We start from the raw sequence: 20,526 nt of genomic DNA on the forward strand, positions 1-20,526 counted from the left end.
ATTTTAATACAAACTTCTGAAGGGGTTGGTTTTATGCAGACAAACAAAGTTGAAATATGTGGAGTAAATACATCAAAGTTGCCAATACTATCAAATGAAGAAATGCAGGAGCTTTTAATAAAGATGAAAAATGGTGATAAAGAGGCAAGGGAAAAGTTTATAAAGGGTAATTTAAGGCTTGTTCTTAGTGTGATTCAAAGATTTAATAATAGAGGGGAAAATGTTGACGATTTGTTTCAAGTTGGCTGTATTGGTCTTATAAAGGCTATAGATAATTTTGATTTGAGTCAAAATGTTAAGTTTTCTACATATGCAGTTCCTATGGTGATAGGTGAGATACGAAGGTACCTTAGAGACAATAATTCAATAAGGGTCAGCAGGTCCTTAAGGGATATAGCGTATAGAGCACTGCAGGTTAGAGATAGCCTTATATCAAAAAATAATAAAGAACCAACTGTATCAGAAATAGCAAAGGAACTTGATGTTCCAAGGGAAGAAGTTGTATTTGCACTGGATGCTATACAAGATCCAATCTCTTTATTTGAGCCTATTTATCATGATGGTGGAGATGCTATATATGTTATGGACCAAATAAGTGATAATAAAAATACAGATGATAGTTGGATTGAGAATATATCTATAAAACAAGCTCTTCAAAAACTATCAAGTAGAGAAAAGCTTATTTTAACCTTAAGGTTTTTTGAAGGCAAGACACAAATGGAGGTAGCTGATGAAATAGGTATATCACAGGCACAAGTTTCAAGGCTTGAAAAATCAGCACTTTCCCATATGAGAAAATATATATAGTTTTTATACTATATAGATAAATTATTGACAAACCTAATTATTAGCTAAAGTATGAAAAAGCCCCATGAAAGGAATGCTTAGGCCGTAGAACGAATGCCTAAGAAATCCTTCATGGGGCTAATCAATATATAACTTTTTCAACAGCCTGAGCTCTATATAGTTTTTTACTATATAGAGCTTTTATTTTGATTCCTAAAAAATTTAAAATGAATTATTAATCTATTAAAAGAATATAATTTTTTAGGGGGTTGATATTAATGAAAAATAAAGATGATAAGTTTATAACTTTATCACAATTGAGGCAAATGGAGGTTATTGATGTAGTAAGCGGCAAAAAACTTGGCTTTATTAGTGATATTATATTTGATGATGCCTTTAACAGAATAGAAAGCATTGTACTTCCGCCTGAAGGAGGTATTTTTTCAATATTTAAAAAAAGAGAAGAAATAATCATTCCTTGGAGCTCTATAAAGACATTAGGCATAGATGTTATACTAATAGAAAGACAGGATGAAATTTCAATAGATAAGTGATTATATGAAAGGGAGAAAAAATAAGATATCATAAGCTACATGCATTTATATATATCTTATCTAACATAATAATTTTTTTACTAGTAGACAAAACTATATATAGTAAATATAATATTCAAGGTATACTAAATATTGATGTCTGGAGTGATTAGATGAGGTGTCCCTTCTGTAATCATATCGAAACAAAGGTTTTAGATTCAAGACATAATGAAGACCATTCCTCTATAAGAAGACGTAGAGAGTGTCTTAGTTGTCAAAAAAGATTCACTACATATGAAATAATTGAGGATATGCCAATCTATGTTGTAAAAAGAGATGGAACACGAGAACCCTTTGATAAGAGAAAAATATTAAATGGTATATTAAAATCATGTGAAAAAAGACCAGTTTCCATAACAAGTATTGAGGCCATTGCTGATGACATTGAGAGAATAGTATTTAATTCAATGGAACAAGAAATAGAAAGTAGCTTTATTGGGGAACTTGTTATGGAGAGATTAAAGAATTTAGATGATGTTGCCTATGTAAGGTTTGCGTCTGTCTATAGACAGTTTAAAGATATAAATACTTTTTTACAAGAGCTTCAAAAATTACTTCAGGAAAAATAGAAGGGGTGTTACAATGTTTAGCCAAATTAAAAAAAGAGACGGAAGAATAGTAAACTTCAGTAAAGAAAAGATTTCAAGGGCTATTTTTATGGCTGCAAGAGAGGTTGGTGGTTCAGATTTTGCAATGGCAGACAGCATTGCAGATAAAGTAATAAATTATATGGCTTCTGTTTTACCACAGGACGAAATTCCTACAGTTGAATTTGTACAGGACTGTGTTGAAAAGGTATTAATTGAAGATGGACATGCCAAGACCGCAAAGGCATATATTTTATATAGAGCAAAAAGAACAAGGTATAGAGAAGCAAAGACTGAACTTATGGATATTGTTAGAGAAATATTAGTAGAAACAAGCAGAGAAAATGCAAATATAGGCAATTCGCCATCAGCAAAAATGCTTCAAATAGCATCAGCAGCAAGTAAACAATATTATTTATCCAATGTAATTCCGGCCCACATTGCAAAGGCTCATGTGAATTGTGACATACATATTCACGATTTAGACTTCTATGGAAAAACTTTAAATTGCCTTCAAATAGATTTAACTAAGCTTTTATTAAATGGATTTAATACAGGTTACGGCTATATCAGACCTCCAAAGAGAATTTCATCTGCAACTGCACAGGCAGCAATAATTCTTCAAAGTAATCAAAATGATATGTATGGAGGACAAAGTTTCCCACATTTTGACAAATCAATGGCTGAGGTTATAAGAAATCTCAAGGAAAAGCCATCCTATGAAGAAATATTTCAGGCTATGGAGGCTCTGATTTATAACCTAAATAGTATGCATTCAAGAGCAGGGGCTCAAGTTCCATTTAGCTCAATAAACCTTGGAACTGATACAACTGAAGAGGGAAGATTGGTTATTAGAGCAGTTTTAGAGGTGTTTGATAAAGGATTAGGAAAAGGAGAAAGCCCAATATTTCCTAATTTAGTGTTTAGAGTTAAAGAAGGAGTTAACCTAAATGAAGGTGATCCTAACTATGATTTATTTAAATTGGCAATAAAGGTTGCTTCCCACAGGATGAATCCAACCTTTAGCTTTATGGATTCAAGCTTTAATAAAAAATATGGTGATGAAATATCCTATATGGGATGTAGAACAAGAACTATTCAAAATAGAAATGGTCTTGAAATATCGGCGGGTAGAGGTAATATTGCACCTGTAACAATAAATCTTCCAAGATTAGCTCTAAAGGCAGGTTATGGTAATATAGATGGCTTCTTTGAAGAATTTGATAATATTCTTGAACTTTGCAAGGAACAGCTTCTTCATAGATTTAATATTTTAGCAAAGCTTAGAGTAAAGGATTTACCATTCTTAATGGGACAAAAGCTTTATATGGGTTCAGAAAACCTAAAGGATGATGATGAAATATTGGAAGCAATTAAAAATGGTACATTGGGAATTGGATTTATAGGTCTTGCTGAAACTCTAATAGCACTTATTGGAAAACATCATGGAGAAGATGAAGAGGCATTAGAGTTAGGATTAAGAATAATTAAACATCTAAGAGACTATTGTGACAGAACAAGTGAGGAAACAGGACTAAATTTTGTTGCATATGCAACACCAGCAGAGGGAACTTCAGGACGTTTTGTTCCTAAGGATAGAGAGAAGTATGGATTAATAAAGGGTGTTACAGATAAGGATTACTACACAAATTCCTACCATATACCTGTTTATTATGAAATAAGTATGTTTGAAAAGATAAGAATTGAAGGTAAGTTCCACAGTCTATGTAACGGGGGACACATATCATATGTAGAACTTCCATCCACATTTGAGCATAACTTAGATGCCTTTGAAAAGATAATTAAGTGGATGAAGGAATGTGACATAGGATATGCAGGAGTGAACTTCCCAATTGACGAGTGTAGGATTTGTGGATATAGGGGAGTAATAAATGAAGATGAATGTCCTGTATGCCAAGGAAGTGACATTAGAAGAATAAGAAGAATAACAGGTTATTTATCAACAACCGATAGATTTAACGATGCAAAGTTAAAGGAACTTGAGATGAGAGTTAAACATATTTGAAAATTATAGTTAGACATTATAATTAATTTTTATACAAATAAAATTTAACATAAATTTAGCATGCTTTTAATATAAGGGCATGCTAAATTTTTAGTATTATATTATAATGGAAGTGGTGATATTGTGAAATTAAGAATAGCAGGTATTAATAGAGAAAGTTTAGTAGATGGGCCTGGGATAAGGTATGTGATATTTTCTCAGGGATGTATACATAATTGTAAGGGGTGTCATAATAAAGATACTCACCCATTAGATGGAGGGTATGAGGTAGAATTAGAATATATATATAACGATATACTAAAAAATAAATTTATTGATGGTGTTACCTTTTCAGGCGGTGATCCTTTAATTCAGGCAGATAAGTTTTCAATTTTAGCAAAAATGTTAAAGGAGAAAAATATCCATATTATATGCTATACAGGGTATATATTTGAAGACATTATAAATGAAAAGGATAAATTAGAACTTTTAAAAAATATAGATATATTAATTGATGGACCATTTATACAGGAGCAGAGGACTTTAAAAAAATCCTTTGTAGGCTCAACTAATCAAAGAATAATAGATGTTAAGAAATCATTGGAAAATAATAAAATAGTAGAAATAAAGTGGTGATTTTATGGAATTTAAGTATTTTAATATAAATGGTAGTTTGTATTTAAAAAATAATAAAATAGATGCGTTAGGAATAAAACATTTTTTTTCAACAAGAATCGGAGGATATAGTGAAGGAGACTTTAGTCAACATAATTTAGGTATATATACTGAAGATAAGTGTGCCCAAAAAAATTTATTTAAGGCTCTAACTGACAATAATATGAATATTGATAAAGCTGTTTATTTAAGACAAGTTCACGGTGATGAAATCTACATTGTAAATAGTGAAAATTATGGAGAGGTAAAGGGTAAGTTTGGAGATGCGTTAATTACCAATGAAAAGGAAATACCAATAGGTATTTTTACTGCTGACTGTGTTCCAATAATTGTAGTTGATTATATTAAAGAAATTATTGCTGTTGTACACGCAGGATGGAAGGGTACAGATAAAAGAATATTAGGAAAAACAATAGAAAAAATGGTAAAGGAATTTAATTCTGATACAGGAAATATGTATGTTATACTTGGGCCTGCTATTGCTTCTTGTTGCTTTGAAGTAGGAGAGGATGTATTTAATAAATTTCATTATAGAGAAAAAAGAGATGGAAAATATTACGTAGATTTATTTATGGAAAATAAAAAGCAGGCATTAGATTTAGGTATATTAGATAAAAATATTTTTTTATCCAATATTTGCACAAAATGCAATAATGATTTATTCTATTCATATAGAGTAAACAACAATACAGGTAGAATTGGTACCTTTATTTCACTCTAAGGAGGTAAACCTATGGCATCAGAAAAGATACTAATAATTGATGATGAACTTCATATAGTAGAACTTATAAAGTACAACCTTGAAATGAATGGATATAAGGTTTATTATGCCTTAAATGGAACTGAAGGAATAAATATTGCCTATGAAAAGAAACCAGATTTGATATTGCTTGATATAATGCTTCCTGAAATGGATGGATTTGAGGTTTGTAAAAAAATTAAAAGGGATGATGAACTGTCCAACATTCCTATAATTATGTTGACTGCAAAGGGAGAGGAATTTGACAAGATATTAGGATTAGAACTTGGTGCAGATGATTATATAACTAAGCCCTTTTCTGTACGTGAACTTGTAGCGAGAATAAAGGTTGTTTTAAGAAGAAATTCAAAGGATGAAAAGCAGCAGAATGTAATCAACATAGGTAGCTTAACAATAGATTTAGAAAGACACGAAGTTATAAAGGATGGAAAGAAAATAGAGTTGACATTAAAGGAGTTTGAACTACTTAAACTTCTTGTCTTAAATAAGGGAAAGGTTATGACACGTGATTTCCTATTAGACAGAATATGGGGTTATGAATATTATGGTGAAACAAGAACAGTTGATGTCCATGTTAGGCACCTAAGACAAAAGATTGAGGATGATGATAAAAATCCAAGATATATTGAAACTGTAAGGGGAATCGGATATAAGTTTAAGGATTAATGGTGATTTTATGAGAAAAAAATTGATATTTTTTATAATGCCTATAATATTGTTCTGTGTGATTTTAAACTTTTATCTCTTCTATATAATTTTAAATAAGTACAATTTATATACCTATGTTTCAGATACTCTTCAATTTAGATTTGATTTTATTCAATATGCTATTGCAGGTATATTTTTTACATTTATTTTTACCTGTATTATGGTTATATTTAAGCTAAATTTTATAATTAATCCAATAAAAAAATTGACCAATACAGCAACAAAGATTGCATTAGGACAGTATGAAAAGAGAATAGAATTTTATGAGGCAGACGAAATAGGACAATTAAGTCATTCCTTTAATTTAATGGCAAGTAGATTAGAAGAAACAATTAAGGATTTAAATGATAAGAAAAATAAACTTTATTCTATTTTAAATAGTATGGATGATGGAGTTATATTTGTTGATACTGAAAAAAATATTGTATTAATTAATCCTGCAGCAAAGGAAATATTTAATGTTAAGGGTGAAACAAAAAATAGATATATTTTAGAGGTAATAAGAGATAGCAGGATAGATGAACTTATAAATAATCCTGATGAAACACCTGTTGAAATAATAATGCATGGGGAAAAGGAAAGGATACTTCAGGTTAAGTCTATTTCAGTATCGGATTATGGAACAGGAAATATAATTGGTGTGCTACTTGTTATTCACGATGTGACAAAAATAAAGGCCCTTGAGAATATGAGGTCAGAGTTTGTGGCAAACGTGTCCCACGAGTTAAAAACACCTCTTACATCCATTAAAGGATTTGCTGAGACTCTAAAATATGTTGAGGATAAAGAGACAAGAGATAAATTCTTAGATATTATATATGTTGAATCAGAGAGGCTATCAAGATTGATAAATGATATATTAACTCTATCAGAGCTTGAAAACAAGGATTATGCAATTAACTTTCAAAAGGTGTGTTTGAATGAATGTATAACTGAAGTTTATTATATTATGGAAAGAATATCTCTTGAGAAGAATATTAGGTTATCTATTGATAGTTGTGAAGAACAGTTATATATTTATGGAGATAGGGATAAGTTTAAGCAGATGATAATAAATTTAGTAGATAATGCTATTAAATATACTCCACAAAATGGTGAAGTCTATCTAAAACTTGAAAAATATAATAACAATGCAAGGATTGAGGTTAGAGATACAGGTATTGGAATTTCCAAAAAACATCTGCCCAGACTTTTTGAAAGGTTCTATAGAGTTGATAAGGCAAGATCAAGGTCAATGGGAGGTACTGGACTTGGGCTTGCTATTGTGAAGCATATTGTGTTAATGTTTAAAGGAGACATATATGTTGATAGTGAAGTAAACAAAGGCACAACCTTTACTATTATACTTCCTTTATTCGAGAATAAATAATTTACAAATAAAGCCATGAATAAATTTAAACAATTTTATTCAGCAGATTGGTGATAAAGTTATATATTGATTAGCCCCATGAAGGATTTCTTGGGCCTCCGTTCTACGGCCTAAGCATTCCTTTCATGGGGCTTTTTCTTACTTTAGCTAACAATTAGGTTTGTTAATAATTTTTATGGATAAATTTAAATAATTTTATTCATGGCTTTATTTATCCTTAATATTGCATATTTTTATTATAAATGTTATCATTACATAATGAAATTACAAATGGAGTGAAGTGTATGGAATACCAAAGAAAGAATATAGTAGTTACAGACGTTGCAAGAAATAGCATAGCACAAAAATATGGTATAGAACCCTTTGATGAGATTATTTCAATTAATGGTGTTGATGTATTAGATACTATTGAATACAGATATATAACCACAGATAGTAACATTAATATAAAACTAAAGAAAAAAAATGGAGATATTAAAGAAGTATCAATTAAAAAAGACCCCTATGAAGATTTAGGTATTGAGTTTGATGATCCTTATATCAATAACCCAAGAAGATGTTCAAATAAATGTATTTTTTGCTTTATAGATCAGCTTCCTAAGGGTATGAGGGATACATTGTATTTTAAAGATGATGATTCAAGACTCTCCTTTTTACAGGGTAATTTTATAACCCTTACAAATATGAAGGATGAGGATATAGATAGAATAATTAGGTTTAAAATCAGTCCAATAAATGTTTCAGTGCATACAACGAACCCAGAACTTAGGGTTAAAATGTTGAATAACAAAAGGGCTGGAAGGGTATTAGAATATTTAAAGAAGCTGACGAATGCAGGTATAAAGGTAAACTGCCAGATAGTTTTATGCAAAGGTATAAATGACGGAGAGGAACTTGAACGCACAATAAGGGATTTATATACTATGTACCCTAATATATCAAATGTGGCAGTGGTACCTGTTGGTATAACAAAGTTTAGAGAGGGATTATATCCATTACAATCCTTCGATGAGGAGTCTGCAAAACAAGTAATAGAACAGGTTGAAAAAATACAAAATGAGATTGAAGGAGAGATTGGTATACCCTTTGTTAGATTGGCGGATGAGTTCTATATTATGGCTAACAAAGAATTACCAAATTATGAACACTATGATGATTTTGAGCAGCTTGAGGATGGAATAGGTATGATTAGATTTTTTGAAGGATGTGTTGAGGATGATATTGAATATTTTGAATTTGACGGTAAGGGCAAAAAGTTCTCAATAGCAACAGGTGTGTCAAGCTATAATTTTATAAAAAGCATTTCAGAAAAGATTAATAGCAAATTTAATATATATATAAAGGTTTATCCTATTATAAATAATTTCTTTGGAGAAAAAATAACAGTAACAGGTCTTTTAACAGGAAAGGATTTAATTGAACAGCTAAAGGGTAAAGTTGATGGCACAGTGCTTTTATTATCATCTAATATGTTTAAGGCCTATGAAGATGTATTATTAGATGATATAAGTATAGATGAGCTTAGTAGAATATTAAATACTAAAATTATAAAATGCAAGTTTACAGGAGAAGACTTAATAGAAAATATAGAGCGTGAGGTGATAGAATGTCAAAGCCGATAGTAGCAATTATAGGAAGACCTAATGTTGGTAAATCTACCTTGTTTAATAGACTGGCAGGTAGAAGAATTGCAATAGTTGAGGATACACCAGGAGTTACAAGAGATAGATTATATTGTGAAGTAGAGTGGTTAAATAATAAATTCACATTAATAGATACTGGTGGAATTGAGATGGATAGTGAAGATATCATATTAAAACAGATGAGGAAGCAGGCAGAAATTGCAATAGAAACAGCAGATGTTATTCTTTTTATTGTTGATGGCAAAACAGGAATAACAGCAGATGACTATGAAGTTGCAAATATGCTAAGAAGAACTAATAAACCTATAGTGCTTGCAGTTAACAAGATAGATAATATAGAAATGGAAAATAACAAATACGATTTTTATAACCTTGGATTAGGAGAACCTATTTCAATTTCTGCAGCCCTTGGATTAGGACTTGGGGATATGCTGGATGAAATAGTGAAGCACTTTAAAAAGACTGGGGATGATGAAGAGGAGTCTCCTGAAATTAAGGTTGCTATTATTGGACGTCCTAATGCAGGAAAATCAACCCTTTTAAATAAGATAGTTGGAGAAGAAAGATCAATTGTAAGTGATATACCAGGAACAACAAGAGATGCTATAGACAGCTATGTTGAAATTGGTGAGGATAAATTTTTATTTATAGATACAGCAGGTATAAGAAGAAAGAGCAAAGTTAAGGAAGATGTTGAAAAGTATAGTGTTTTAAGATCAATAACTGCAATAGAAAGAGCAGATGTCTGTCTTGTTATGATCGATGCCAATGATGGAGTAACAGAACAGGATGAGAGAATAGCAGGATATGCCCACGAGGCGGGGAAAGGTGTAGTAATTGTTGTAAATAAATGGGATACTATTGAAAAGGATGATAAAACAATAAATGAATTTACTAAAAATATTAGAAGGGATTTAGCCTTCTTAGACTATGCACCAATAATATTTATATCTGCTAAAACAGGTCAAAGAATAAATAAGCTTATAGAACTTATAAAATATGTTGCAGACCAGCATGCTATGAGAATAAAAACAGGTGCCTTAAATGAAGTAATTAGCGAGGCTGTGATGATGAAGCAGCCACCGATTGAAAAGGGTAAGGCATTAAAGATTTATTATGCTACACAGGTATCAACAAAACCTCCTACATTTGTTTTCTTTGTTAATGATCCAGAGATAGTTCATTTTTCATATGCAAGATATCTTGAAAATCAGTTAAGACAGCATTTTGGATTAGAGGGAACACCAATTAGATTTATATATAGATCAAAACAGGAGGATTAATATGAAGATAGGTATTTTAGGTGCGGGAAGCTGGGGAAGTGCAATAGCTATACATTTAGCTAAAAAAGGATATAGTGTTGAAGTTTGGGATAAAAATGAGGATTTATTAAAGGAGATAAATAATAATCATACTAATACAAAATATTTAAAAAATGTAGAAATTCCAGATGGTGTAAAGGGAGTTTTAGAGCTTAGTGAATGCATTAATGATAAAGAAATAATTGTATTTGCAGTTCCTTCGCATGCTCTTAGAATTGTATGTAAGCAGGCAAGTAGCTTTTTAACAGAGGGACAGATTATAGTAAGTTTAGTTAAGGGACTTGAAAATACCACATATAAAAGGATGTCTGAGATAATAAAGGAAGAATGTCCAAACAATGAAGTAGTTGTTTTATCCGGTCCAACCCACGCTGAAGAGGTTTCGGTTGGAATTCCAACAACTATTGTAGCAGCATCTGAAAATATAGAGTCAGCTTTATACATACAGGATGTTTTTATGGATTCAAATTTTAGAGTATATACAAACACTGATGTTGTTGGAGTTGAGATTGGTGCAGCTGTAAAGAATATAGTTGCACTTGCTGCAGGTATATCAGATGGTTTAGGCTATGGAGACAATACTAAGGCTGCTTTAATGACACGTGGTATTGCAGAAATAACAAGACTTGGTGTAAAGCTTGGTGCAAATCCAATGACCTTTGCAGGTCTTGCCGGAATTGGGGATTTAATAGTAACTTGTACAAGTATGCATTCAAGAAATAGAAGATGTGGAATTCTGCTTGGTCAAGGTATGGATTTAAAGTCTGCTATGGATAGTATTGGTATGGTTGTTGAGGGTGTTCACGCAACAGAGGCAGTATATAATTTAGCAAAGAATGTAGGTGTAGAGATGCCAATTGTAAATGCCCTTTATGATGTATTATTTAATAACAGAAATCCACGAGAAGCAGTTAATGAGCTTATGACAAGGGATAAAAAGAGCGAATTAGAAATAATAATTTAAATAAGAGCTTTTTAGATTGTTAGAAAATCTAATTGTTAGTTAAGAACTGAAAAAGCCCCATGAAAGGATTTTAATAGGCTCTTTCATGAGCTTTAGCAATTCTTAGCTTTTCGACTTTGAAAAAGTCCTAAATTCGGCACAGGACGTGCCGAGCCGAGCGGCCATCAGGACGATGGCATCGCGAGGGTAGGACTTTTTCAAACAAAGAAAAGCTTAGAATTGATTAGGGAAATGAACCGATGCCAAAGAAATCCTTCATGGGGCTAATCAATATATAACTTTTTCAACATCCTGAACCACTTGCCTTAATAGTTATATTAAGGCAAGTGGTTGTTTTTTCTGCAAACACTTCAGTTTTTATTATTTTTTTGTTCTAAAATTATTTTAAAAATAATATTATTACATAGAAGGTTTGTAGAAGGAGGTAACATTGTGGAAGGATTGGATATATACAAGGAGATAGCCGAAAGAACACAGGGGGATATTTATTTAGGTGTAGTTGGTCCTGTTAGAACAGGAAAATCAACATTCATAAGAAGAGTAATGGAGCTTTTAGTTTTACCAAACATTCCTAATCAATCTGTAAGGGATAGGGCAAAGGATACACTTCCACAAAGTGGTTCAGGAAAAACTATATCAACATTTGAACCAAAGTTTATACCAAGTGATGGAGCAGTTGAAATTGAGTTAAATGATAATGCTAAGATGCGTGTTAGAATGGTAGACTGTGTAGGATACATTATTGATGGGGTTTCTGGACATATTGAAAATGGTGAATCAAGAATGGTTAAGACTCCTTGGTTCGAAGAGGAAATTCCTTTTGTTGAAGCTGCAGAATTAGGAACAAGAAAAGTTATAAATGAACATTCAACAATAGGAATTGTTGTAACAACAGATGGTTCTATTGCCGATATACCAAGGGAAAATTATATATACGCCGAGGAGAAGGTTATAAATGAACTTAAAAAGATAAACAAACCCTTTGTTGTAGTTTTAAATACAACACATCCATATAATCCAGATACAATTAATTTAAGAAAGAATTTAGAGGATAAATATAAGGTGCCTGTTTATACAGTTGATGCACTTAATATGAAGATAGAAGACGTTAAGAATATATTAGAAAGAGTTTTATATGAATTCCCAATAAAGGAAATAGGCATTAGAATACCAGAGTGGGTTGAAAAGCTATCCTATGATCACTGGTTAAAGAGAAATTTTGTTAATGCTGTTAAGAATTCAATTGCAGGTTTGGATAAAATAAAGGATATAAAACCTACTGTTCTTGATTATAGACAATATGAATTTGTTGGGGATGTAAATCTTGATGATATTAGACTCGGAGAGGGAACAGCTGTAGTTTCAATGAAGGTTAAGGATGGTTTGTTCTTTAGAGTTCTTGGTGAAATAGCTGGATATGATATTAATGGAGAACATCATTTGCTTGAAATAATGAGGGATCTATCCTTTGCAAAGAAGGAATATGATAAAATTTCGGATGCTCTAAAGGATGCAAGGGATGTTGGATATGGTTTAGTTCCACCTCAGCTTGAAGAATTAAAGCTTGAAGAACCTGAAATAGTAAGACAGGGTAACAAATTTGGAGTTAAATTAAGAGCAAGTGCACCATCACTTCACATTATTAGGGCAAATGTTGAAACAGAGGTATCTCCAATTGTTGGAACAGAAAAGCAGAGTGAAGAACTTGTTAAGTCTATGATGGAAGAGTTTGAAAATGATCCTCAAAGAATATGGCAGTCTAATATGTTTGGAAAATCCTTAGAGGAACTTGTTAAGGAAGGATTACAAAACAAGGTTTATATGATGCCTGAGGATGTACAGGAAAAACTACAGAGAGTTCTACAGAAGATAATAAATGAAGGAAATAGTGGAGTTTTGTGTATAATAATATAAAAAATTAAAGGGACCTAAGGTCCCTTTAATTTTTTATATTATATTAAAATGCAAAGTAATCGTTCATCTTTATGCAACCTGGTTTATTAGAAGTTGCCTTATCACTATTAGTAGTAGTCTTTTTTGTGTCTATTATAGTCTCTTTAACCATCTTAATGTTGCCGATGTCCATAATATACACTCCTTTCTTTAATATTTTGGATGAGCTATTATGGATGGCCTAGTTAAAGGACTCATCGTGTTTGTGGAAAACCTCTTTTGCAAAGGTTACCACCTTTACGGAAATCATTATAAAACCTCCCAACAAATTATTGAGTTTATTATTTGTTTGATTATATAATAACATAAGGGAAAAATAAATACAAATTTGAAATATAGGTATAAATATTCTTAAAATTTGTTTATCCAGTATTAAATTAGATAGCCTCCTTTTTCCTCAATACTCCTTCAATCTCCTCCTATGTTTTAGTGTGTCTGAATTTTATTATTATATGTTTTATATTAAATTATGTTCATCTATATAAAAATTAAAAAATCGTGAAGGATTTTGTTCTTTTTTGAAGAAATAATATAAAAAGAGGAGGTATTTTATTGTGGTTAAAAAACAATTTTTGATAAAATACACAGCAATAATATCTATTATTTTAGCAATTGTTCTTTGTATAGTAGCATTAAATACTGAATATAAAACAGTAAAAATACAACAGGAATGGTATGAAGATAAATCCTATTTTGAGGGAATATATGTAATGAATGAAGTAATTTTAAAAAATGGAGAGTTAAATAATAAGGCTTTAAAGATTCAAAATGGAGATGTCGTAAAAAAAGATAAGGTTTTGTATGAAAATATAAAAAGTCCAATACAGGGAAGAGTATTTTTATATATAGATGGTGCTGAAAATAAATACACATTAAATAATATAAAAAATATTACCAAAGAAGATATACTATCTCTTAAGGATTCTAAAAAAAATGAAGGAATTAAAATGGTTGATAACACTCTTTGGTATATGTGTATTGTTACTAATAAGGATGAGCTTAAAACTTTAAAGAAGAATAAAGAAATGATATTAGAAGTTAATGGAGAACAATATAGTTGTACCATTAAAGATTATTTTATAAAAAACGAAAATATATTTATAGTATTGTCTACTCAGTTTGATTTAGTAGAATTCAATTTACAAAGGTATTTTGATGGGTATATAATAAAATCTAGGTATTATGGATATATTTTGCCACGTGACTCTGTTGTTGAGTACAACGGTGAAAAGGGAGTTTTTATTAAAAAGGGTGAATATGTATATTTTAAGCCAATTAAAATAAGTCATATGGATTATAAAGTATGTGTTACTTCTGATTCTACTCTAAAGGATAACGATGAAGTGGTTATAAATCCTAAAAATTTAAAGGATAAGCAAAGAATAAAGAGGTGATTTTATGGGGATTGCCGATAATATTAGTTATATAAATGAAAAAATTAAGAGTGTCTGTGAATTATGTGGAAGGGATAGTAGCGACATAATATTGGTGGGGGTATCTAAAACACATCCTGTAGAGAAGTTAATTGAAGCTAAAAATGCAGGACTTTATGTTTTTGGTGAGAGTAAGGTTCAGGAATTTATAAAAAAATATGAAGAAGTAAAGGATGTAAGATGGCATTTTATAGGACATTTACAAAAAAACAAGGTTAAATATATAATAGATAAAGTTGAACTTATTCATTCATTAGATGACTATGAACTTGCATTAGAAGTTAACAAAAGGGCAGAGAAGATTAATAAAATAATGGATGTACTTATACAAGTAAACATAGGCAAAGAAGAAACAAAATATGGTGTGTATGAAGAGGAATTATTTGATTTTTGTAAAAGAATATCTGGGCTTAAAAACATAAGAATAAAGGGCCTTATGTGTATACCACCTAATGAAGATATAGATAAAACAAGGTATTATTTTAAAAGAATGAAGTTCTTATATGAAGAAGTAAAAAAATTAAAATATGATAACTTCGATATTCAATATCTTTCAATGGGAATGACAGATGATTTTGATATTGCAATAGAGGAAGGAGCAAATATAATACGTGTAGGAACTGGTATATTTGGAGAAAGATATTATAAAAAGGAGGATATTAACAATGAGTAATGTGTTAAATAAGATACTTGGTACAATTGGAATTGTTGATGAGGAAGAACAGGCTGAAAAGGTAGAAAAACAAGTTGAGGAGATGGAAGAAGAGCTTAATTTTGAGGATATTAGAGAAACAAAGGGTAAAATTGTTAGCATAAAAAGCAAAACAATAACTCCAAGGATTGTTGTTAAAAATCCCCAAACATTAGGTGAGGATATTCAAGATTTGATAGATGAACTTAAGGTTAAAAATATTGTTATTATGAACATAGCTGATGCAGAAAAAAATATAGCACGAAGACTTTTAGATGCAGTATCGGGGGCAGTTTATGCTTTAGAATGCTCATTGCAGAAGGTTGATAATGAGAGAGGTATATATCTCATTACACCTAAGGGCGTTGAAATAGAAAATGAACTTAAGAATATATTTAGCAAAAGTGATATATTTTCAATGGAGTAACAGGAGGTAAAAAATGACTGATGCATTAAGGTATGCCTTTTTTAAGTTTGTAAATCTTTTAGAGTTTCTAATATTTTTAGATGCTCTTTTGTCTTGGGTTGTTCCAAATAGGCACAACAATCAAGTTTTAAGAATAATAGGAATTATAATAGATCCTATAAAAGAACCCTTCTATAGGCTTCAATTTAAACTCTTGCCCAATACTCCTATTGATTTTTCACCAATGCTGGCAATATTATTTTTAGAATTTATTAAAACTATAATTTTATAATATGGTGATTAAATGAATATAGATGTTTTTTTAAGAAGGAATGAAGAAAAAAAGGAAGTATATGTTAAACTAATCGATATGGTAAATAGAGTAGAAAGAACTTGGCAGGAGGAATTTACAGATTTTTTAACACCTGATGAACAGTATTTTTTGAATTTATTATCAAATGGAAGGGATATCTATATTAAATATTTCGGTGGTAAAGGTAATTATGAAAGGGCGGTTGCTCTTATAAGTAGAGTTGATGTAGATACGGATTTTCCGGTAGATATAATTAAAGTGAGTGGTAATTTTAAGTTTGAGAAACTAAGTCACAGGGATTATCTTGGTGCGTTATTATCTTTAGGCATAAAAAGGGAGAAAATAGGAGACATTAATGTTTTTGATGATGGAGCAGAAATATATGTAGCACGAGAGTTAAGCGATTATATTATATTTAATCTAAATAAGATAAAACACACAGGTGTTAAGCTTGAAAGGATTCCTTATGAAATATCAAGAGAAAAAGCTCAATCCTTAAAGGAAATTATGATAAATGTTGCATCCTTAAGAATGGATGCTGTAATTTCTGAAGTTTACAATCTTTCAAGAAGTGAAGCTTCTTCCCTAATAAAACAGGGAAATGTAAAGGTCAATTATATATCAAATGATGATCAAAGTTACAAATTAGATATTGGAGATATTGTTTCGGTTAAGGGATTTGGAAGATTCGTTTTTAACTCTGTTATTAGAAATACAAAAAGTCAAAGGCTTGTTGTATCAATAAAAAAATATGTATAGAGGAGGAATAAAGATGACAATAACACCAAATGAGATAATAAATAAAGAGTTTAAGAAAACTTTTAGAGGATACGATATTGATGAAGTTGATGAGTTTTTAGAACAGCTAAGTGAGGATTATGAAAAGTTATATAAGGAGAATTTGAATTTGAAGGAAAAGATAGAAGCATTAAATGAAAAATTGAGTCACTATGTAAACTTAGAAAGTACACTTCAAAATACACTTTTACTTGCACAATCTGCAGCAGATCAAGCGAAGGAAAGCTCTAAAAAGGAGGCAGAACTAATCATAAAGAATGCACAGGAGGCTGCAAATGAGCTTGTGAAGAAGGCAGAAGAAAGGGTACTTGAAATCAATAAAGAATATGAAATATTAAAAAATGAGTACAATATGTTTAAGAGCAGATTTAGAGCACTTCTTCAATCTGAACTTGAGAATCTTGACAAGGAATACATAACAAATGAAAAATAATTACTTGACATAATTTTTAGTTTATTGTATATTTATGGGTAAATATAAAAAACGATGACAGGGACGAGTAGGCAAAGGATGTTTTACAGAGAGTGGGGGTTGGTGAGAGCCCATAAACTAACTTTGTTGAAAATCACCCTTGAGTTGCAGGCTGAATTAAGTAGGCTGAGCCGGTGAATGCCGTTATCTTAATGAGTTATAAATTTGGGTGGTACCGCGGACAGACCTTCGCCCCAGGGGCATAGGTCTGTTTTTTATTGGATAAAATTAGAAAGGGAGGTATTATAAATGGATTATAGTAAAACTCTTAATTTGCCACAAACAGAGTTTGCAATGCGTGCAAATCTACCACAAAAAGAACCATTAATGCTTGAGGAATGGGATAGTAAAAATATTTATAAAAAGGCTCTTGAAAAAAACAAAAACAATAAGTCTTTTATTTTACACGATGGACCTCCATATGCAAATGGCGACATCCATTTAGGTCATACTCTAAATAAGGTTTTAAAGGATATAATAGTTAGATATAAAACAATGAAGGGTTTCTATTCACCTTATGTACCAGGATGGGATACACACGGACTACCAATTGAACTTCAAGCAATAAAGAAACTTGGAATAAAGGTGAGCGATGTTGATCCAGTTAAATTTAGGGGAATGTGTAAGGATTATGCTCTAAGCCAAGTTGAAAGACAAAAGGAACAATTTAAGAGACTTGGTGTAATTGGTGATTTTGAAAATCCATATTTAACATTAACTCCAGAATTCGAAGCAAAGCAGATTGAAGTATTTGGAGAAATGGCTAAAAAGGGATATATATATAAGGGATTAAAACCTGTATATTGGTGTCCATCCTGTGAAACTGCATTGGCAGAGGCGGAAATTGAATATGCTGATGAAACATCAAATTCAATCTATGTAAAGTTTAGAGTTAAGGATGATAAAGGTCTATTTAAGAATTTAAATGTTGATTTAAATAACATATATTATGTAATTTGGACTACTACAACTTGGACTTTACCTGCAAACCTTGCAATATGTTTAGGACCAGAGTTTGAATATGTTCTTGCTAAGTTCAATGATGAAGTTTATGTTATTGCAAAGGAATTGCTTGAAGCAGTTAAGAAGGCTGCAAATCTTGAAAATGAAGAAATACTTGCTACATTTAAGGGAAGCGAATTAGAAGGACAAACTTGTTATCATCCATTTATAGATAGAGAGTCATTGGTTATTGTGGGTGATCACGTAACATTAGAATCTGGTACTGGATGTGTTCATACAGCACCAGGTCATGGTCAAGAAGACTTTGAAATAGGTATGAAATATAAATTAGATGTTTTAAATCCTGTAGATGAAAAGGGAAGGTTTACTGAGAAGGCTGGCAAGTATCAAGGATTAACTTATAAGGAAGGAAATAAAGCAATTCTACACGACCTTAAGGAAACAAATATGCTTCTTGCAGAAGAAAGAATAAATCACTCATATCCACACTGCTGGAGATGTAAAAATCCAATTATATTTAGAGCAACTGAACAATGGTTTGCATCAATAGATGGATTTAGAAAGGAAGCTGTTGAGGCAGTTAAGGAAGTGGAATGGATACCAGGATGGGGAGAAGACAGAATTGCAAGTATGGTTCAAGACAGAGGAGACTGGTGTATTTCAAGACAAAGAATATGGGGTGTTCCTATTCCAATATTCTACTGCGAAGACTGTGGAAAGGAATTAATAACTGAAGAAACTATAGCTAAGGTAGTTGAAATATTTAAGGAGAAGGGCTCGGATGCTTGGTTTGAAATGGATGCAAAGGACCTTCTTCCAGAAAACACAAAGTGTGAATGTGGTGGACAAAAATTTAGAAAAGAAAAGGATATAATGGACGTTTGGTTTGATTCTGGTTCAAGCCACGCAGGTGTTCTTGAAACAAGAGATGATTTAAGCTGGCCTGCAGATATGTATCTTGAAGGAAACGATCAATATAGAGGGTGGTTCCAGTCATCACTTTTAACTGCGGTTGCAACAAGAGGAAGGGCACCATATAGAACAGTTATAACCCACGGTATGGTTGTTGATGGAGAAGGAAAGAAGATGTCAAAATCCCTTGGCAATGGTATTGACCCAATGGATGTTATAAAGGAATACGGTGCAGATGTTTTAAGACTATGGGTTTCATCTGCAGATTATAAGACTGATGTTAGAATATCAAAGGACATATTAAAGCAGCTCTCTGAAGTCTATAGAAAGATAAGAAATACAGCAAGATATATGATAGGTAACCTATATGACTTTGATCCTAATAAGGATATGGTTGATTACAGTGAAATGAACGAGCTTGATAAGTGGGCTCTACTAAAGCTTCAACATCTTACTAAGGAAGTTACTGAGGCATATGAAGGATATGAATTCCACATACTATATCACGCAATACACAACTTCTGTGTTGTTGATATGAGTAACTTCTATTTAGATATAATAAAGGATAGACTTTATACAGAAAAGCCAGATTCAAAGGAAAGAAGAGCAGCACAAACAGTAATGTATAGAATTTTAAATTCACTTGTTAAGATGATAGCCCCTGTTCTATCCTTTACAGCAGATGAGATATGGAAATATATGCCACATACATTTGATGAGAAGGTTGATAGTGTTCTTTTAGCAGATTGGCCAAGGGTACTTGAAGAATATGTGGATGAAGAGCTTGAAAAGAGATGGGATAATATATTAAATATAAGAGGCGAAGTTTCAAAGGCACTTGAAATTGCAAGAAATAATAAATTAATTGGACATTCATTAAATGCAAAGGTAGAAATATATGCAGAGGGAGACACATATAAGTTCTTAAATGAAGTTAGAGACTATCTTCAAACAGTATTTATAGTTTCAAAGGTTGAACTATACGAAGGTATTAAGGATGGAGTAGAATATACATTTAGAAGTGAAGAAAATAAGGATCTTGCAGTTGTTGTATCTGTTGCATCAGGTGAAAAGTGTGAGAGATGCTGGGTATATAGTGAAACTGTTGGACAGGATACTGAACATCCAACATTATGCTCAAGATGTGTAAGTGTTTTAAAATAATGAAGTTTA

The 20,526-nt window shown here is 31.3% G+C and carries 20 protein-coding genes and 1 other annotated feature; of the genes, 19 read left to right on the forward strand and 1 reads right to left on the reverse strand.

From position 1 onward, the window contains the following. Positions 1 to 33 precede the first annotated feature (33 nt). The 12 genes from sigG (at position 34) to spoIVA (ending at position 13,326) form a co-directional block, all read left to right on the forward strand. On the forward strand, positions 34 to 807 hold the full coding sequence (gene sigG / locus BUB63_RS03085; protein ID WP_027307374.1) for an RNA polymerase sporulation sigma factor SigG: 774 nt from the start codon (positions 34 to 36) through the stop codon (positions 805 to 807). Positions 808 to 1,064: 257 nt separating this feature from the next. Further along, positions 1,065 to 1,340: a YlmC/YmxH family sporulation protein gene (locus tag BUB63_RS03090; RefSeq protein WP_027307375.1), complete on the forward strand. Its 276-nt coding sequence runs from the start codon at positions 1,065 to 1,067 to the stop codon at positions 1,338 to 1,340. Positions 1,341 to 1,492: 152 nt separating this feature from the next. Next, positions 1,493 to 1,948: a transcriptional regulator NrdR gene (gene nrdR, locus BUB63_RS03095; RefSeq protein ID WP_027307376.1), complete on the forward strand. Its 456-nt coding sequence runs from the start codon at positions 1,493 to 1,495 to the stop codon at positions 1,946 to 1,948. A 13-nt stretch (positions 1,949 to 1,961) separates the two neighbouring features. After that, positions 1,962 to 3,992: an anaerobic ribonucleoside-triphosphate reductase gene (gene nrdD, locus BUB63_RS03100; RefSeq protein WP_073247907.1), complete on the forward strand. Its 2,031-nt coding sequence runs from the start codon at positions 1,962 to 1,964 to the stop codon at positions 3,990 to 3,992. A gap of 123 nt (positions 3,993 to 4,115) precedes the next feature. After that, a complete protein-coding gene (gene nrdG / locus BUB63_RS03105; RefSeq protein ID WP_370882838.1) occupies positions 4,116 to 4,607 on the forward strand; it encodes an anaerobic ribonucleoside-triphosphate reductase activating protein in 492 nt (163 codons plus the stop codon). A gap of 4 nt (positions 4,608 to 4,611) precedes the next feature. Further along, positions 4,612 to 5,367, forward strand: coding sequence for a peptidoglycan editing factor PgeF (pgeF, locus tag BUB63_RS03110; protein WP_073247908.1), 756 nt, complete (start codon positions 4,612 to 4,614; stop codon positions 5,365 to 5,367). Positions 5,368 to 5,379: 12 nt separating this feature from the next. Next, a complete protein-coding gene (locus BUB63_RS03115) occupies positions 5,380 to 6,072 on the forward strand; it encodes a response regulator (RefSeq protein WP_027307379.1) in 693 nt (230 codons plus the stop codon). Between the two features lie 10 nt (positions 6,073 to 6,082). After that, the gene (gene pnpS, locus BUB63_RS03120; protein WP_073247909.1) at positions 6,083 to 7,483 is read left to right on the forward strand and encodes a two-component system histidine kinase PnpS; all 1,401 of its coding nucleotides are present in this window, start codon (positions 6,083 to 6,085) and stop codon (positions 7,481 to 7,483) included. Between the two features lie 284 nt (positions 7,484 to 7,767). Then, positions 7,768 to 9,105, forward strand: coding sequence for a DUF512 domain-containing protein (locus BUB63_RS03125; protein ID WP_073247910.1), 1,338 nt, complete (start codon positions 7,768 to 7,770; stop codon positions 9,103 to 9,105). After that, positions 9,090 to 10,409: a ribosome biogenesis GTPase Der gene (gene der, locus BUB63_RS03130; protein ID WP_073247911.1), complete on the forward strand. Its 1,320-nt coding sequence runs from the start codon at positions 9,090 to 9,092 to the stop codon at positions 10,407 to 10,409. The genes BUB63_RS03125 and der overlap by 16 nt, the downstream gene beginning before the upstream one ends. A gap of 1 nt (position 10,410) precedes the next feature. Continuing rightward, the gene (locus BUB63_RS03135; RefSeq protein WP_084106468.1) at positions 10,411 to 11,412 is read left to right on the forward strand and encodes an NAD(P)H-dependent glycerol-3-phosphate dehydrogenase; all 1,002 of its coding nucleotides are present in this window, start codon (positions 10,411 to 10,413) and stop codon (positions 11,410 to 11,412) included. A 432-nt stretch (positions 11,413 to 11,844) separates the two neighbouring features. Further along, positions 11,845 to 13,326 (forward strand): stage IV sporulation protein A, encoded by a 1,482-nt coding sequence (gene spoIVA, locus BUB63_RS03140; protein ID WP_027307384.1) that lies wholly within the window; start codon positions 11,845 to 11,847, stop codon positions 13,324 to 13,326. Positions 13,327 to 13,369: 43 nt separating this feature from the next. Here the strand turns inward: spoIVA and BUB63_RS13965 are convergent, their stop codons facing one another. Further along, the gene (locus tag BUB63_RS13965) at positions 13,370 to 13,498 is read right to left on the reverse strand and encodes a hypothetical protein (RefSeq protein ID WP_278298182.1); all 129 of its coding nucleotides are present in this window, start codon (positions 13,496 to 13,498) and stop codon (positions 13,370 to 13,372) included. 421 nt (positions 13,499 to 13,919) lie between these two features. On the opposite strand from BUB63_RS13965, the gene BUB63_RS03145 reads away from it, so the two are divergent. From BUB63_RS03145 to ileS, 7 genes are all read left to right on the forward strand, one after another. Next, on the forward strand, positions 13,920 to 14,759 hold the full coding sequence (locus BUB63_RS03145; RefSeq protein WP_073247913.1) for a biotin/lipoyl attachment domain-containing protein: 840 nt from the start codon (positions 13,920 to 13,922) through the stop codon (positions 14,757 to 14,759). A gap of 4 nt (positions 14,760 to 14,763) precedes the next feature. Further along, positions 14,764 to 15,471, forward strand: a complete 708-nt coding sequence (locus BUB63_RS03150; RefSeq protein WP_073247914.1) for a YggS family pyridoxal phosphate-dependent enzyme — start codon at positions 14,764 to 14,766, stop codon at positions 15,469 to 15,471. Continuing rightward, entirely contained in the window at positions 15,464 to 15,916 is a 453-nt protein-coding gene (locus BUB63_RS03155; protein WP_027307387.1) for a cell division protein SepF, read from the forward strand. The genes BUB63_RS03150 and BUB63_RS03155 overlap by 8 nt, the downstream gene beginning before the upstream one ends. A 13-nt stretch (positions 15,917 to 15,929) precedes the next feature. Beyond that, positions 15,930 to 16,187 (forward strand): YggT family protein, encoded by a 258-nt coding sequence (locus BUB63_RS03160; RefSeq protein ID WP_027307388.1) that lies wholly within the window; start codon positions 15,930 to 15,932, stop codon positions 16,185 to 16,187. 12 nt (positions 16,188 to 16,199) lie between these two features. After that, positions 16,200 to 16,967: a YlmH family RNA-binding protein gene (locus BUB63_RS03165; protein ID WP_073247915.1), complete on the forward strand. Its 768-nt coding sequence runs from the start codon at positions 16,200 to 16,202 to the stop codon at positions 16,965 to 16,967. Positions 16,968 to 16,980: 13 nt separating this feature from the next. Continuing rightward, positions 16,981 to 17,439 carry a DivIVA domain-containing protein gene (locus BUB63_RS03170; RefSeq protein ID WP_073247916.1) on the forward strand — a complete coding sequence of 153 codons (459 nt, stop codon included), beginning with the start codon at positions 16,981 to 16,983 and terminating at the stop codon, positions 17,437 to 17,439. Between the two features lie 45 nt (positions 17,440 to 17,484). After that, positions 17,485 to 17,678 (forward strand) — a binding site (T-box leader). 49 nt (positions 17,679 to 17,727) lie between these two features. Then, the gene (ileS, locus tag BUB63_RS03175) at positions 17,728 to 20,517 is read left to right on the forward strand and encodes an isoleucine--tRNA ligase (protein WP_073247917.1); all 2,790 of its coding nucleotides are present in this window, start codon (positions 17,728 to 17,730) and stop codon (positions 20,515 to 20,517) included. Positions 20,518 to 20,526: the final 9 nt, after the last annotated feature.

Source organism: Caloramator proteoclasticus DSM 10124 (assembly GCF_900129265.1).
Lineage (GTDB): Bacteria > Bacillota > Clostridia > Clostridiales > Caloramatoraceae > Thermobrachium > Thermobrachium proteoclasticum.